At 42.8% G+C, this 16,295-nt stretch carries 17 protein-coding genes; 16 read left to right on the top strand and 1 reads right to left on the bottom strand.

What is annotated here, in order from left to right:
* Positions 1-4 precede the first annotated feature (4 nt).
* The 5 genes from DXB43_RS06535 to DXB43_RS06515 all read left to right on the top strand — a co-directional run bounded on the left by DXB43_RS06535 (position 5) and on the right by DXB43_RS06515 (position 5,588).
* Positions 5-580 carry a manganese efflux pump MntP gene (locus DXB43_RS06535; RefSeq protein ID WP_117947120.1) on the top strand — a complete coding sequence of 192 codons (576 nt, stop codon included), beginning with the start codon at positions 5-7 and terminating at the stop codon, positions 578-580.
* 460 nt (positions 581-1,040) lie between these two features.
* Positions 1,041-2,528 carry an ASKHA domain-containing protein gene (locus DXB43_RS06530; RefSeq protein WP_117841642.1) on the top strand — a complete coding sequence of 496 codons (1,488 nt, stop codon included), beginning with the start codon at positions 1,041-1,043 and terminating at the stop codon, positions 2,526-2,528.
* A 20-nt stretch (positions 2,529-2,548) separates the two neighbouring features.
* Positions 2,549-4,243: a B12-binding domain-containing radical SAM protein gene (locus tag DXB43_RS06525; RefSeq protein ID WP_117947118.1), complete on the top strand. Its 1,695-nt coding sequence runs from the start codon at positions 2,549-2,551 to the stop codon at positions 4,241-4,243.
* Positions 4,240-4,872, top strand: coding sequence for an endonuclease III (gene nth, locus DXB43_RS06520; protein ID WP_117841644.1), 633 nt, complete (start codon positions 4,240-4,242; stop codon positions 4,870-4,872). Before DXB43_RS06525 ends, nth begins: the two co-directional genes overlap by 4 nt.
* A complete protein-coding gene (locus tag DXB43_RS06515; RefSeq protein WP_117947117.1) occupies positions 4,869-5,588 on the top strand; it encodes a 3'-5' exonuclease in 720 nt (239 codons plus the stop codon). Before nth ends, DXB43_RS06515 begins: the two co-directional genes overlap by 4 nt.
* Here DXB43_RS06515 and DXB43_RS06510 read toward each other — a convergent pair.
* The gene (locus tag DXB43_RS06510) at positions 5,585-6,178 is read right to left on the bottom strand and encodes a hypothetical protein (protein ID WP_117947116.1); all 594 of its coding nucleotides are present in this window, start codon (positions 6,176-6,178) and stop codon (positions 5,585-5,587) included. The genes DXB43_RS06515 and DXB43_RS06510 overlap by 4 nt on opposite strands.
* Before the next feature lie 352 nt (positions 6,179-6,530).
* Here DXB43_RS06510 and DXB43_RS06505 point away from each other — a divergent pair, with 352 nt between their 5' ends.
* The 11 genes from DXB43_RS06505 to rpsI all read left to right on the top strand — a co-directional run bounded on the left by DXB43_RS06505 (position 6,531) and on the right by rpsI (position 15,900).
* The gene (locus DXB43_RS06505; RefSeq protein ID WP_117947115.1) at positions 6,531-8,165 is read left to right on the top strand and encodes a VanW family protein; all 1,635 of its coding nucleotides are present in this window, start codon (positions 6,531-6,533) and stop codon (positions 8,163-8,165) included.
* A 117-nt stretch (positions 8,166-8,282) separates the two neighbouring features.
* The gene (locus DXB43_RS06500) at positions 8,283-9,269 is read left to right on the top strand and encodes an AIR synthase family protein (RefSeq protein ID WP_117947114.1); all 987 of its coding nucleotides are present in this window, start codon (positions 8,283-8,285) and stop codon (positions 9,267-9,269) included.
* A 31-nt stretch (positions 9,270-9,300) separates the two neighbouring features.
* Positions 9,301-9,783 (top strand): Lrp/AsnC family transcriptional regulator, encoded by a 483-nt coding sequence (locus DXB43_RS06495; RefSeq protein ID WP_117841648.1) that lies wholly within the window; start codon positions 9,301-9,303, stop codon positions 9,781-9,783.
* Positions 9,780-10,961 (top strand): aminotransferase class I/II-fold pyridoxal phosphate-dependent enzyme, encoded by a 1,182-nt coding sequence (locus tag DXB43_RS06490; RefSeq protein WP_117947113.1) that lies wholly within the window; start codon positions 9,780-9,782, stop codon positions 10,959-10,961. The genes DXB43_RS06495 and DXB43_RS06490 overlap by 4 nt, the downstream gene beginning before the upstream one ends.
* A complete protein-coding gene (locus DXB43_RS06485; RefSeq protein WP_117947112.1) occupies positions 10,948-11,445 on the top strand; it encodes a tRNA (cytidine(34)-2'-O)-methyltransferase in 498 nt (165 codons plus the stop codon). The genes DXB43_RS06490 and DXB43_RS06485 overlap by 14 nt, the downstream gene beginning before the upstream one ends.
* An 11-nt stretch (positions 11,446-11,456) precedes the next feature.
* On the top strand, positions 11,457-12,314 hold the full coding sequence (locus DXB43_RS06480; protein ID WP_117947111.1) for an energy-coupling factor transporter ATPase: 858 nt from the start codon (positions 11,457-11,459) through the stop codon (positions 12,312-12,314).
* Positions 12,302-13,171, top strand: a complete 870-nt coding sequence (locus DXB43_RS06475; RefSeq protein WP_117947110.1) for an energy-coupling factor transporter ATPase — start codon at positions 12,302-12,304, stop codon at positions 13,169-13,171. Before DXB43_RS06480 ends, DXB43_RS06475 begins: the two co-directional genes overlap by 13 nt.
* A complete protein-coding gene (locus tag DXB43_RS06470) occupies positions 13,165-14,019 on the top strand; it encodes an energy-coupling factor transporter transmembrane component T family protein (protein WP_117947109.1) in 855 nt (284 codons plus the stop codon). Before DXB43_RS06475 ends, DXB43_RS06470 begins: the two co-directional genes overlap by 7 nt.
* A gap of 71 nt (positions 14,020-14,090) precedes the next feature.
* Positions 14,091-14,828 (top strand): tRNA pseudouridine(38-40) synthase TruA, encoded by a 738-nt coding sequence (gene truA, locus DXB43_RS06465; protein ID WP_117947234.1) that lies wholly within the window; start codon positions 14,091-14,093, stop codon positions 14,826-14,828.
* Positions 14,829-15,062: 234 nt separating this feature from the next.
* The gene (gene rplM / locus DXB43_RS06460) at positions 15,063-15,491 is read left to right on the top strand and encodes a 50S ribosomal protein L13 (RefSeq protein ID WP_117947108.1); all 429 of its coding nucleotides are present in this window, start codon (positions 15,063-15,065) and stop codon (positions 15,489-15,491) included.
* Between the two features lie 16 nt (positions 15,492-15,507).
* Entirely contained in the window at positions 15,508-15,900 is a 393-nt protein-coding gene (gene rpsI, locus DXB43_RS06455; RefSeq protein ID WP_022242745.1) for a 30S ribosomal protein S9, read from the top strand.
* Positions 15,901-16,295: the final 395 nt, after the last annotated feature.

Raw genomic sequence — 16,295 nt, 5'->3', positions numbered from 1 at the left:
GAAGATGAACTGGATAGAAACATTAATAATTGTATGCGGACTTTCCATGGATGTATTTGCTTCAGTAGAATGTCAGGGAGCAATGTTAGCTAAGATTCGTACCAAACAGCTTGTGCTGGTGACATTACTGGTATCCGTATGGCAGGTAATTGTTTTATATCTTGGAAATCTTGGAGCCGACCTCCTGTGTAAATATGATATTAAAGAATCACAGGTTATATTAGGTGAAGTGATTTCAGTGGCAGTATTCCTGTGTCTGGGAATCCGGCTTTTGATTAAAGCCTGGAAGAATGACCGGATTGATGAACGCCGGGAAGAGAACCTTGGCGTACATAAATTCGTACGGATTTGTGCTGTAACATCATTTTATACATTCCTGACCGGTGCAGCATTTGGCTTTCTGGGAACAAGCCTTCTGTCATTAATACTGGTTGGAATCATACTTACTGTTGTCTGTGTAGTCGGTGGTGCTTATGTTGGATATCATTTCGGCTATGAACAGAAGACAAAGGTATATCTGATTGGAGGAATTCTTCTTCTGGTTGGCGGAGTAGATGTAATAATAAGGTTTATATTATAAATATAAGGGCGTGAAAATACCGCCGGCAGCTGCGTTGGGAGCACAGCTGCCGGCGGTATTTGTATTTTCCCCTTGTTAAGTAGCAATGCCGGGGGGTATAATAGCCACAGTAGTGCAAATAAACAGACTTTCCGGTATTTGATATCGTAGCTGCATTGTCCATCGACTTCGAATGCATGATAAGGGCTGTTAGGGGCACTTAGAATTTTGCCTGCTTCCAGGCAACGCCGGCACAGGGAAGTGCCGGCGAGGCGCAATTGAACATGGATGTGAATTGGCGCCGGTTGCCGGAGTATACGATAGCTATGTCGAAATTCTTAGTGCCCCTTGCAGGCATTATGTTGCATTTGTAGTCGATGGATAATGCAGCGAGGCTATCAAAACAATGGAAAGGCGTTTTCGAGGAATGCTGGACAAGACAGCTTATAGGCAACCACAAGGAAAGGAGGCAGTGACCACAATGCTGAAACTTCGAATTGGACAACTACATCAGGACATTATTATGCAGCCGGGAGAAAGCATCGCACAGGCACTGCTTCGGAAAGATTATAAGGTTCCTATGGCATGTGGTGGAAACGGCACCTGTGGGAAATGCAAAGTAGAGATAGACGGTGCATGGGTGAATTCCTGTAAACTCTATCCGAAACCGGAAGAAGATATTATAATTTCCGCCTTTGGCTGGGGAGAGGGAAGAGAAGAATTAACCCAGATTGCAGGAGTAGAAAAAATAAATATAACAGAAGGCAGAGCACGGGAGGCAAAAGGACAAACGAGAAAAACTTTCCTTGCAGTAGATATCGGGACTACCACCATAGCTGCAGCGCTGGTAGAGAAGGAAACAGGAGCAGTGCTTGCTACAGCAGGCTGCGGCAACAGCCAGCGTATATTTGGACAGGATGTATTAAGCAGAATTAAGGCATCTGTAGCGGGAACGGGTGAAAAATTAAAGACATTAATCCGGCAGGATATTTTAAACCTGTCAGAAGAGATACAGAAGAAACAGAAAGACATTGTAATTGAGCATATTTATATTGCAGGAAATACCACCATGGAACATCTTTATATGGGAGATTCCTGTGAGGGACTTGGTAAGGCACCATTTACTCCGGTCAGTCTTGCAGAACGAAAGGACAGCCTTTCGAACATACCGGTGACGTTACTGCCTGGAATTTCAGCATTTGTGGGCGCAGATATTGCAGCTGGCATGCTGGCGTGCGGGATGGATGAAGAAGAAAGACCTTCCCTGCTTTTGGATTTGGGAACCAATGGAGAAATGGTGCTGGCATTAGAGGATAAGATGATTGCCACCTCTGCACCGGCAGGACCGGCATTAGAAGGTGGAAATATTTCATGCGGTGTTGCCAGTGTGACTGGAGCAATCAGCAAGGTGCGTGTCATTGGAGAGCGGACAATTATTGGAACGATTGGAAACACACCGGCAACGGGAATCTGTGGAACCGGCGTGTTAGAGCTGGTAGCTGGACTTTATGAAAATCATATCATAGATGCATCCGGTCAGATGAAGGAAAAATACAGGGAAGAAGGCTTTCCTCTGGCACGGATGAAGGATGGAAAACAGATTACTTTTACCCAGCAGGATATCAGAGAGGTGCAGCTTGCTAAAGCGGCAATTCACAGCGGAATCGAATTACTGTTAGAGCATGCCGGCATTTCCATGGGAGAGATAAAAAAAGTATATTTGGCAGGAGGTTTTGGGGTATATCTGGATGTGCATATAGCAGCAGGCATTGGACTGCTTCCGGCGGAATTAGAGAAGTGTACAAAAGCAGTCGGAAATACATCTCTGCAGGGCTGTATCGCCTATGGAAGTTCGGAAGAAAACAGGAGCCGCACGGAAGAAATGATAAAAAAATGTGAATCAATCAATCTTGCAGAACAGGCGGACTTTGAGGAACGATATGTTGCCAATATGAATTTCCCAGAATAGAAATAAAAGAGGAAGAAATCATGAAGAAAATATTACTCACGGCAGTAAATGCAAAGTATATTCATTCGAATCTTGCGGTTTACAGCCTGCGGGCATATGCCAGAGAATTAAAAGAAAATATAGTACTGGCAGAATACACCATTAATAACCGGACAGAATATATTTTAAGGGAGATTTATCTGAAAAAGCCAGATGTAATCTGCTTTTCCTGCTATATCTGGAACATTTCCATTATTTTAGAAGTGGCAGAGGAATTTCATAAACTTTGTCCCAAGGTTCCAATCTGGGTAGGAGGCCCGGAGGTTTCCTATGAAGTGGAGGCGTTCTTAAAAGAGCATCCGTTTATTACCGGTGTCATAATCGGCGAAGGGGAGAAAACTTTCTCGGAGCTTTGCAGGTATTATGTGAAGGGAAAAGGCAGTTTGGAGGAGATGAAGGGCATAGCCCTTTTTGATGGAGCTGGAAATGTGCAGATTCATGAGTCACAGGAAATTCTTGATATGAATACGATTCCCTTCTGCTATGATTTGTCGGAGGATTTTTCCCACCGGATTATCTATTATGAATCCAGCAGGGGCTGTCCGTTCCGTTGCAGCTATTGCCTGTCCTCGGTAGAGAAGATACTTCGGTTCCGGGATGTGGAAATCGTAAAAAGAGAGTTACAGTTTTTCTTAGACCAGAAGGTAAAACAGGTTAAATTTGTTGACCGTACTTTTAATTGTGACAAAAAGCATGCCATGGCAATCTGGCAGTATATTTTAGGACATGATAATGGAATCACGAATTTTCATTTTGAAATTGCAGCGGATTTGCTGACGGATGAGGAAGCAGACTTAATTGCAAAGATGCGTCCGGGCCTGATACAGTTGGAAATCGGGGTACAGTCCACCCATGATGAAACAATCCGGGAAATCCACCGCCATATGGATTTAAAAGATGTGCACCGGATGATGAAAAAAGTCCAGAAGGCAGGAAACATTCATCAGCATCTGGATTTAATCGCAGGGCTGCCTTTTGAAGATTATGAAACATTTACCCATTCCTTTGATGATATTTATGAATGGAAACCGGAGCAGCTGCAGCTTGGTTTCTTAAAGGTTTTAAAAGGCTCTTATATGTATGAACATGCAAAAGAGTATAAGGCAGTATACCAGGCAAAACCACCTTATGAGGTGCTTCGGACGAAGTGGCTTTCCTATGAAGATATCTGTAACATAAAGCTGGCAGAAGAAATGCTTGAGGTATATTATAACAGCACACAGTTTCCGGTGAGCATCCGGCTGCTAGAGACGATACACGAAAGTGCGTATCATATGTTTGAAAATCTGGGACATTTCTATGAGGAACATGGCTACCTTGCCATGAGCCATACCAGAATGCGGCGAAGCGAGATTCTCTTAGAATATGTAGAAAGCCTTGGGGTGGCTGACATGGAAGTGTTCTATCAGGCGGCAACTTATGATATTTACAGCAGGGAAAATGCCAAGAGCCGTCCGAAATGGGCAAAGGATTATGCGCAGTGGAAAGATGTGACAAGAGCATATTGCCCGAAGGGAAGCCTTGCACATATCGAGTGCTTTGACTATAGCTTCGAAGAAGATGCATTTGGCAGAAAATGCGAACCATACTATCTGAAATTTGATTATGAAAACAGAAATCCTCTGACGAATCAGGCGGAAGTTACGATAATTCAGTGGGAGGGAGAGACAAAGTGACAAAAAGGACGGCAGAAATATTAAAAAGATTAGATGAAACCTATGGTACCGAATACATCTGTTATCTGAATCACGAGACACCTTGGCAGCTTCTGATAGCAGTAATCTTAAGTGCGCAGTGTACCGATGCCAGGGTAAATATTGTGACAGAAACATTGTTTAAAAAATATGACACCTTAGAGAAATTTGCCAATGCAGATCTGGCGGAATTAGAGGAGGACATCCGTTCCACCGGATTTTATCACAATAAGGCGAAGAATATCATATCCTGTGCGAGGACGCTGGTTCGGGAATATCATGGAGAAGTTCCGTCTACATTGGAAGAACTTACTTCCCTTGCAGGAGTTGGAAGAAAGACTGCAAATGTCATCCGGGGAAATATTTACCATGACCCAAGTATCGTAGTAGATACCCATGTAAAACGTATTTCCAAACGCCTTGGATTTACAAAAGAGGATGATCCGGTAAAAGTAGAATATGATCTGATGAAAGTATTACCGAAGGATCACTGGATTTTATATAACATCCAGATTATAACATTCGGAAGAAATATCTGTTTTGCAAGAGGACCAAAGTGCAGCGAATGTTTCTTACAGGATTTGTGTAAAGCAGAGGATAAGCGGAAATGATACCACAGGATTATACAGTAATTGACCTTGAAATGACGGGGCTTCATCCGAAAAATGATGCCATCCTTGAGGTGGGAGCAGCAAAAATAAGAAATGGCGAAGTGACGGATACCATGGACATTTTTGTGAATCCCGGCAGGAAAATTACGCAGGAGATAACAGAACTTACCGGAATTACCGATGCGATGGTAAAGGAAGGCTTAAGTCCGGCAGCAGCATTTCATAAGACAGCAGAATTTATCGGAGATGATATTCTGGTGGGACACAATATCATATTTGACTATAGCTTCTTAAAGCAGCAGGCAGTCAATGAGAAAGTGCCGTTTGAAAAAAAAGCAGTAGATACGTTGAAAGCAGCACGCAAATGTATGCTGCGTCCGGAAAAAAAGTCTTTGGAATGTCTCTGCGATTACCTTGATATTGAGCGGGAGCGGGAGCACCGGGCAATCTATGATGCACTGGCAACCCATGAACTTTATCAGTATTTACAAAAGACATATGGAGAAACAAATTCGGAAGTATTTGAACCGAAAGATTTGATTTATAAAACAAAACGCCAGACTCCTGCAACGAAAATTCAAAAAATTCACTTGAAGGAACTGGCGGATTATCATAAAATAGAACTTGACATTGTCTGGGAACAACTGACCAGAAGCGAAGCATCGCGTCTTATGGATAAGTTGATTTCACAGTATGGAAGATGCCCGAAAGATTAGGAAAGTTTTTCTTTGATACGTTTTCTGGAGCCTTCCGGCAGTGTGGCAAGCTTCTGATATACTTCGGTCAGTGAACTGCAGGCGTTTGTTTCTTTTAAAAGAGGAACTAACAACGTATAATTATCTGTAATATCGCTTCCGCAACGGATGCCAAAGAGCAGAATATCGATGGCGGCTTTTGCTTCAGACTGGTCGCAGAGCAGTTTGCCAAGTTTTGCAATGGTACAGATTAAAGTATTATAATTTTCATCAAACTCGGTCAGAGCTGCAAGGCTGGCAGCACCGTAAGCTAATTTTAAATCGGTATTGGTTTTGCCATTCAGATTAACGATTTTTTTAGCAGACAGCTGACGAAGTGTTTCATAAAGGGTGAGGACATCTTCAGATGCCTGTGCCGGGGGAGTCAGCAGTTCTTCCGGAATAGTAATATAAGGAAGGTTGTCAAGACTGCGGCGGCGGGTGGCGTTGGCTTTATTTTCACGGGCCCAGAATTGCTCGGTAATTTCCTGTTCCTGTTTGGTAATCTGACGCTTTCTGGAGTTTAGAAAAACAACAAAAATGATAAAGCATATGAGTATGATAGGAAACATAGTTTGCTCCTTTCGAAAGTATAGTAGTATAAAAATAAATATGAGGTGAATGAAATGATTAATTTTAAAAATTCAAAAGGGAAAAAATATTTCGCAGGATTTATCGCAATTATTCTCGTTGCAGCAATGGTATTATCCCTTTGCATCACTATTTTTTCATAGAATTTTTTATGCATTCATCATGTCATAATATACAGAAATCGCGTATTTCTGTCAAATATATTAGTAGTTATGACGCTTGAAAATGCAAAGTTATATGATAAAATGAGTGTTAGCAAAACTTTCACAGTGTAATCTGGTGAATAAAAAGCTTTAAAATGTCTTGAGGGTTTAAGAGATTGAGAGGAAGAATATGAAAAAAATAAAATTAGTGCTTCCGATTCTGGGACTGGTACTCGCAGTAACAGCGGGTGTATCAGCAACCGCAATTGTGAAAGCGGATGAAAATGCAGAAGTGATTCCACAGAACGTATATATCGGGGATGTGTCTGTAGGCGGAATGAGTGAATCAGATGCAGAGGCAGCTGTAGAAGCAGCAGTATCTGCTTATGAGGATGCAACCTTTGAATTGTCCGCTGCAGAAAACAGTGTAAAGGCAAGCCCTTCTGATCTGGGATTGAGCTGGAGCAATAAGGATATCGTAAAAGAAGCAATGAATTATACCCGTACGGGAAATCTTCTGGAGCGTTACAAAGCGAAGAAAGATCTGGAAAAGGAAAATAAAGTATTTGATATTATATATACCGTAGATACAGACACCACAAAAAGTTTTCTGGAAAATCACGCCAAAGAGCTGAACCAGGAAGCGGTCAACAATGGCCTTACACGTGAGGATGGTGAATTTAAAATCATCGATGGCCAGGAAGGTATCGAAGTAGATGAGGATGCTTCTGTAGAAAGTTTACAGAAATATTTTACCGAAGAATGGAAGGGCGGAGATGCAACCATCAGTCTGGTAGCAAATGTGGTAGAGCCGGAAGGAACTGCAGAAGAACTTTCCAAGGTAAAGGATTTACTGGGCTCTTTCTCTACCGACTTCAGTGATTCTTCTGCCGGTCGTGTGGCAAATGTAAAAAATGCGGTAAGTAAAATCGATGGAACCGTACTTTACCCGGGAGAGGAATTTTCTGTGTATGAAGCTATTGCACCACTGGACGCTTCCGGTGGATATGAACTGGCAGGTGCATATGAGAATGGTACAACCGTAGAATCTTATGGTGGTGGGGTATGTCAGGTTTCCACAACGCTTTATAATGCGGTTATCCGTGCAGAACTGGATATTACCGAGCGTTATGCACATTCCATGCTGGTAACATATGTACAGCCATCTATGGATGCAGCGATTGCCAGCAATTTAAAGGATTTGAAATTTAAGAATAATCAGGAGGCTCCGATTTATATTGAAGGATACTGCAGCGGCGGTATTGTATATTTCAACGTATTTGGTCAGGAGACAAGACCGGCTGACCGTCAGGTAAACTTTGTCAGTGAAACGGTCAGTGAAGAAGAGCCGACTATTCAGGTGCAGACTACCGAAGACCCGATTGGAACTGTAACCGTTCAGAAAGCACACATCGGTAAATCGGCAAAACTCTGGAAGATTGTTACTGTAGATGGCGTAGAAGAAAGCAGAGAGGTATTTAATACCAGTAAATATAAAGCAACACCTAGAATTATTTCTGTTGGTATGGGCTCTGATAATGAAGAGGCAATTGGAGCAATGAATGCAGCGATTGCAACGCAGGATGAAGCAGTTATCCGTTCTGCAGCAGCAACCTGGTGCTCAGATGCGGTAGCAGCAAGAGCGGCAGAAGCTGCAGCGCAGCAGCAGCAACAGGCGGCTTCCGGTGGAGTAGAGCCACCGGCTGATGCACCTGCCGCACCAACAACACCGACGACACCGACGACACCGACTACACCAACAACACCAACAACACCGACGACACCGGATACAGGAACCGGAGATGGAGCTGCAACCACCCAGTAAAACGGTGAAAGATGATGCAGGCATGCGATTTTTATCGCCACCCGCGTAAATAAGAAGCAAGAAAGGCTGCCTCGGCTATGAGACAGCCTTATGCTGTAAAAATGGGAAGAAGAATCTATGAAGATAGGAAAAGTGCCGGAAAGCGTATTAAAACGCTCCGTAATCAGACAATTGCATATGAAGAGAAAGGAAGTTGTGTTAGGTGCAGGCGTGGGAGAAGACTGTGCTGCCCTTACCCTTGCCCCGGATGAGATGTTTGTAATGTCTACGGATCCGATTACAGGAACAATCCATGAAATCGGAAAGCTGGCAATTCTCATTACTACTAATGACCTGGCAAGTGCCGGAGCAGAACCAATTGGAGTTATGTTAACCATATTGCTGCCGGAGCACACGGAAGAAAGTCTTTTGAAACAACTGATGCAGGAGCTGGAAGAGGCTGCCGCGGCGGTGTCCGTTCAGATTATGGGCGGACATACCGAGATTACCAGGGTGGTAAATCAGCCACTGGTTACTGTATGCGGTGTAGGAAAAGTAAAGAAGAACGGACTCATTTCTACCGGAGGAGCAAAACCGGGCATGGACATCATTGCCACTAAGTGGATTGGCTTAGAGGGAACTGCTATTATTGCCCATGAAAAGGAAGAAGAACTCTGTACTCATTTTTCCAGGCATTTTGTAGAACAGGCACAGGCACTTGACCGGTATTTATCTGTAATGCCGGAGGCCGCCACCGCCGTGAAGTCTGGCGTGGGAGCAATGCATGATGTAACAGAGGGCGGTATATTCGGAGCACTCTGGGAGATGGCAGAAGCATCCGGCGTCGGACTGGAAATCGACTTAAAGAAGATTCCGCTTCGGCAGGAGACAGTAGAAGTCTGTGAGTTTTTCCATATCAATCCCTATGAACTGATATCCAGCGGCTGTATGCTGATGGCAGCAGCTGATGGAAATGAGCTGATCAGAAGATTAAAGGAAAATGGTATTGAAGCAACGGTAATCGGAAAAGCAACTGCGGGAAATGACCGCGTGCTTATGAATGATGACGAACGCAGATTTTTAGAACCACCGAAGACGGATGAATTATATAAAGTAATTCAGTAGTAAATCAGAAATCAATTGGAGGAATTGAAGCATGAGAGAGAAGATTTTAACCTTTATAGAGAAGAACAGCAGAATCGATTTAAAAGAGCTGGCTGTTATATTAGGCGTAGAAGAAGCAGCCGTTATGAATGAATTAGAAGCAATGGAGAAAGAAAATATCATCTGTGGCTATCATACCTTGATTAACTGGGATAAAGCCGGCGTAGAAAAAGTATCCGCATTAATTGAAGTACGGGTTACTCCGCAGCGTGGTATGGGATTTGATAAAGTAGCAGAGCGTATTTATAATTATCCGGAAGTAAATTCTGTATATCTGATTTCAGGAAGCTTTGACCTTTTGGTGACCATCGAGGGAAAGAGCCTGCGTGAAGTATCCCAGTTCGTATCTGAGAAGCTTTCTGCATTAGACTCCGTATTAAGCACACAGACCAACTTTATCTTAAAGAAATACAAAGACCACGGAACCATTATGGCAGCAAAATCAAAAGATGAAAGGATACAGATGATACCATGAGAAATCCATTATCAAAAACAATCGTAACGATACAGCCATCTGGAATCCGGAAATTTTTTGATATTGTAAATGAGATGGAAGATGCTATTTCCTTAGGAGTAGGCGAGCCGGATTTTGATACTCCATGGCATATCCGGGATGAGGGAATTTATTCCTTAGAGAAGGGACGTACCTTCTATACTTCCAATGCCGGATTAAAAGAATTAAAAATAGAAATTGCAAAATACTTATTCCGTAATTATGACTTGCAGTATGATTATCAGCATGAAATCGTAGTAACCGTAGGCGGAAGCGAGGCAATTGATATTGCCATGCGTGCCATGCTTGACCCGGGTGATGGAGTATTAATCCCGATGCCAAGTTATGTATCTTATCTGCCATGTGCCGTACTTGCCAATGGTGTGCCGGTACCGATTAATCTTAAGGCAGAAAACGATTTCCGTCTGACAGCAGAAGAATTAGAAGCGGCAATTACGCCAAAGACCAAGCTTCTTGTTATGCCTTTCCCGAATAATCCGACCGGAGCAATCATGGAGAAAAAAGATTTAGAAGCAGTGGCAGAGGTAGTAAAGAAGCATGATCTCTTTGTCATCAGTGACGAGATTTATTCTGCACTGACTTATACCGAGAAGCATATTTCTATCGCATCCCTTCCAGGCATGAAAGAGAGAACCATTGTCATTAATGGATTTTCCAAATCCCATGCAATGACCGGATGGCGTCTGGGTTATGCCTGCGGACCGAGAATCATCTTAGACCAGATGTTAAAGATTCATCAGTATGCAATTATGTGTGCACCGACTACTTCACAGTATGCAGCAGTGGATGCACTCCGGGCAGGAGATGAAGATGTCCAGAGAATGCGGGAAGAATATAATGGCAGAAGAAGATATCTGATGCACCGTTTTGAAGAAATGGGCTTGGAGTGTTTTGAACCATATGGAGCCTTTTATTGTTTTCCATGTATTAAAGAATTTGGCATGACATCCGAAGAATTTGCAACAAATCTTTTGAAAACAGAGAAAGTTGCAGTCGTTCCGGGAACGGCTTTTGGTGACTGCGGAGAAGGATTTATCCGTATTTCCTATGCCTATTCCCTGGATAATCTGAAAGAGGCATTAGACCGTATGGAGCGTTACATAACAGGATTGCGAGGCGGGAACAATGGCGAAGCTTAACATCGTACTTTATGAGCCGGAGATTCCTTACAATACCGGAAATATTGGAAGAACCTGTGTAGCAACCGGAACCAGACTGCATCTGATTGAGCCGCTGGGGTTTCATCTGACGGAGAAAGCAATCAAGCGGGCAGGAATGGATTACTGGGATCAGCTGGATGTGACCAGATATGTCAATTATGAGGATTTTCTGGAGAAAAATCCGGGTGCAAAGGTTTACATGGCAACCACGAAGGGACGTCATGTTTATACAGAAGTAAATTACGAACCGGATTGTTATATTATGTTTGGAAAAGAAAGTGCGGGTATACCGGAAGAGATTCTGGTGCAGCATCCGGATGAGTGTATCCGGATTCCGATGATCGGAGATACCCGTTCCTTAAATTTATCCAATTCAGCAGCAATCGTATTATATGAAGCACTGCGCCAGAACAATTTTGACCATATGCGGCTGGCGGGTGAACTGCACAGATTACATTGGTAGAAAGGTAAATTATGGGCATCATCAAAGCAAAAGATTTGGTACATGAATATATAAGACGTGATGAAGAAGGCAATGTGGAGTCTATCCAGACTGCCCTTGATAAAGTAAGCCTTGATGTAAAAAAAGGTGACTTTATCGCAGTATTAGGACACAACGGTTCCGGAAAATCTACCCTTGCCAAGCATATCAATGCAATTTTAGAGCCCACAGAGGGAAGTCTCTGGGTAGATGGATTTGACACCACAGATGAGAAAAATATCTGGGATATCAGACAGCGTGCCGGAATGGTATTCCAGAATCCGGACAACCAGATTATTGCAAGCGTGGTAGAAGAGGATGTCGGATTTGGACCGGAAAATATAGGCGTGCCGACAGATGAAATCTGGCAGCGTGTGGAAGAAAGCTTAAAAGCGGTCGGCATGTTAAAATACAGAGAGCATTCCCCGAATAAATTATCCGGCGGACAGAAGCAGCGTGTGGCCATTGCCGGGGTAATGGCGATGCAGCCGGAATGTATTGTTTTAGACGAGCCGACAGCCATGCTGGATCCGGTAGGAAGAAAAGAAGTATTAGAAGCTGTTCATGCACTGAACCGGGAAAAGGGTGTGACCATTATTCTGATTACACATTATATGGAAGAAGTGGTAGAGGCAGACCATGTCTATGTTATGGATGCCGGAAAAGTAGTTATGCAGGGAACGCCGCGCAGCATCTTTTCCCAGGTGGAACGATTGAAGGAATATCGTCTGGATGTGCCGCAGATTACATTATTAGCATATGAACTTAAGAAGGCGGGATTGGATATACCGGATGGAATCCTGACCAGAGAAGAACTGACGGAGGCGTTGAAAAAGCTATGTCAATCCTAATAAATGAATTAAATTATGTTTACAGCTCAGGCACTGCCTATGAGATACATGCCTTAAAGGATGTTAATCTGAAAATAGAAGATGGAGAATTTATCGGTATCATCGGACATACCGGTTCTGGTAAATCCACCCTGATTCAGCACTTGAACGGACTGGTAAAAGCTACCAGCGGCGGCATTTATTATAATGGACAGGATATTTACGAAGAGGACTTTGATATGAAAGCCCTGCGTAGTAAAGTGGGACTTGTCTTTCAGTATCCGGAGCATCAGCTTTTTGAAACTACCATTTTTGATGATGTATCCTTTGGACCAAAGAACCAGGGACTGACCAAGGAAGAGGCAGGACTTCGGGCATTTGAAGCATTACGGAGCGTAGGACTTCCGGAAGAATTATATTATCAGTCCCCCTTTGATTTGTCCGGTGGACAAAAAAGACGTGTTGCAATCGCAGGTGTGCTTGCCATGCGGCCGGAGGTGCTGATTTTAGATGAGCCGACAGCGGGACTTGACCCGAAGGGCCGTGATGAAATCTTAGATTTGCTTGCAGCAATGCATAAAGAACGTGGAATTACCATCATTCTTGTTTCACACAGCATGGAAGATGTGGCAAAATATGTAAGCAGGATTATCGTAATGAATCAGGGACAGGTTATGTTCGATGATGTCCCGAAGGAAGTATTCCGTCATTATAAAGAATTAGAAGCAATCGGACTTGCTGCACCTCAGGTAACTTATCTGATGCATGAGTTAAAAGAGGAAGGCTTTCCGGTGAGTACAGATGCAACTACAGTAGATGAGGCACGGGATGAAATCCTGCGTGTGATAACAAAGAGACAGGATGGAACAGTATGTTAAGAGATATTACATTAGGACAATATTATCCGGCAGATTCCGTTATTCATAAGCTGGATCCGAGAGTGAAATTATTTGGAACACTGATTTATATTATTTCCCTGTTTGTATTTAAGGGACTTCCGGCATTTATACTGGCAGCAATCTTTCTGGTAGTATTAATTAAGCTGTCAAAGGTGCCATTTTCCTATATGGTTAAAGGATTGAAAACCATTGTACTGATTATGTTATTTGCAGCGGTATTTAATTTGTTTTTGACACCGGGAACAAAGCTGGTTTCCTTCTGGATTTTTACCATTACTTATGAGGGATTGAAAAATGCTGTTGTCATGATGGTTCGTCTGATTTTCTTAATTATCGGAACCTCGCTGATGACACTTACCACAACACCAAACGAGTTGACAGATGGTCTGGAAAAAGCGTTATCTCCATTAAAATATATAAAAGTACCGGTGCATGAAATTGCAATGATGATGTCAATTGCACTTCGATTTATCCCGATTCTGATTGAAGAAACGGATAAAATCATGAAAGCACAGATGGCAAGAGGAGCAGATTTTGAACATGGAAATCTGATTCAGAAAGCCAAAAACATGGTTCCACTTCTGGTGCCGCTATTTGTATCTGCATTCCGCCGTGCCAATGATCTGGCAATGGCAATGGAAGCCCGCTGTTATCGTGGTGGGGAAGGCAGAACCAAGATGAAACCGCTTCATTACCAGAAACGTGACCGCATGGCTTATCTGACTTTACTGGTCTATCTTGCGGCAGTCATCGGACTTCGCATCCTCTGGATTAACGTATTGTCTGGTATGGCAGCCGGTATACTTCCGGGAGCATTTCCATTATGAGTACAGAGATAAATCCAGCTGTGAACATAGAGAAAACAGAAGAACAGAAAGCACCATCTGCCCCAAACCGATTGAAACGGGTGAAGCTAATTGTAGCCTATGACGGTACGAATTATCACGGCTGGCAGGTGCAGCCCAACGGAGAGACGATAGAGGGCGTATTAAACCGCACTTTAAGCAGTCTCTTAGGGGAAAAGATTGTTGTGACCGGAGCATCCCGGACGGATGCAGGCGTACATTCTATGGGGAATGTTGCAGTATTTGATACAAAAAGCCGCATTCCGGCAGAAAAGATTTCTTATGCCCTGAATCAGCGGCTGCCAGAAGACATCGTAGTACAGAAATCAGAGGAAGTACCAGTTGATTTTCATCCGAGACACTGTGACAGCCGGAAAACCTATGAATACCGGATTTTAAACCGGGAGTTTCCACTTCCAATGTATCGGAATAACACATATTTCTGTTACCGCAAGCTGGATTTAGAGAAGATGCAGCAGGCGGCAGAATATTTAAGGGGAGAACATGATTTTAAAAGCTTCTGTGCTACAGCGGCAGTGGTTGAAACAACGGTTCGTACCATTTATGAGCTGACGGTAAGTAGACAGGAGGATATCATTACAATCCGTGTTACTGGAAATGGATTCCTTTATAATATGGTCCGGATTATTGCAGGAACCCTGCTTCAGGCAGGCATGGGAATGATAGAGCCGGAAGAGATAAAAACAATTCTTGCGGCAAAGGAAAGAAGTGCTGCAGGACCAACGGCACCGGCACAGGGATTAACGATGATTGGAATCGAATATTTATGATAATAAGATAGATGGTATATGGCGAATGTTGTGGAAAATATTTGTAGAGAATTTACTTGACACACGAGGGGTCGTGTACTATAATATCTAAGTCTGACATAGTACAAGAATGTCAATCCAAAGCCCCGGAGCGACATTTCAACTATAGAAACAATAGTGTGGAACGCAAAGCGGACTGCGTCCGGACATTACGCAGAATGTATATGTTCCTTATAATTTCAAGGAGGTAAACCAATGAAAACTTTTATGGCTAGTCCAGCAACCATTGAGAGAAAATGGTATGTAGTAGACGCTGATGGAAAGACATTAGGACGTTTAGCATCAGAAGTTGCTAAAGTATTAAGAGGAAAGAATAAACCAACATTTACACCACATATCGATACAGGTGATTATGTAATCGTTGTAAATGCAGAGAAGATTAAAGTAACAGGTAAGAAATTAGACCAGAAGATTTATTACCATCATTCCGATTATGTAGGCGGTATGAAAGAGACTACATTAAAGGAAATGTTAGCAAAGCATCCAGAAAGAGTTATTGAGTTCGCTGTTAAGGGAATGCTTCCAAAGGGACCTTTAGGAAGAGAAATGTATACTAAATTATTTGTATACGCAGGACCAGACCACAAGCATGAAGCTCAGAAACCAGAAGAGTTAACATTTTAATAGGAGGTAAAAAACATTGGCTAATACAAAGTATTACGGAACAGGAAGAAGAAAATCCTCTGTTGCCAGAGTATATTTAGTACCAGGAACAGGTAAGATTACAGTAAATAAAAGAGATATCGATGAATATTTCGGATTAGAGACTTTGAAAGTTATCGTTCGTCAGCCATTAACAGTTACTGAGACAGCCGACAAGTTCGACGTATTGGTAAACGTAAAAGGTGGCGGATATACAGGACAGGCTGGAGCAATCCGTCATGGTATTGCAAGAGCATTACTTACCGTTGATGCAGATTACAGACCAGTTCTGAAATCTAACGGATTCTTAACAAGAGACCCACGTATGAAAGAAAGAAAGAAATACGGTCTCAAAGCTGCACGTCGTGCACCACAGTTCAGCAAACGTTAACAAAGAGATAATCTTTCAAGAACGAAGATATCAAGAAAAGCCCATTTTTCAAGGATTACAGAAGTTGTGGAATGCCGTCAGATGTGCTGGAATTTACATCGAATGCAACACATATGCAGCAGGTATGCAACAAAGATATTGATATGTATAGGACATTTTTCGGTAGTGATACTGGGAAATGTCCTTTTCTTTGTTTAAATCTTATTAATCGCATCTACAAGCTCCTTTATATCAAAGTGGGTATACACTTTCTCTGTGAGTGTCATAGCACCTGAGTGCCCCGCAATCTTTTTGATAATCGTCTGATTAATACCGGCTTCTGCCAACATAGATATATAGAGTTATAGGACAAAATGTGTTGATGAAAACCGCTTTCAAGCCTTGAAAATAAAGGG

Origin of the sequence: Roseburia sp. OM04-10BH, from assembly GCF_003462605.1 — a bacterium.
Lineage (GTDB): Bacteria > Bacillota > Clostridia > Lachnospirales > Lachnospiraceae > Roseburia_C > Roseburia_C amylophila.
Note: the sequence above shows the minus strand (reverse complement) of the source record. Positions and strands in the feature narration are given on the sequence as shown.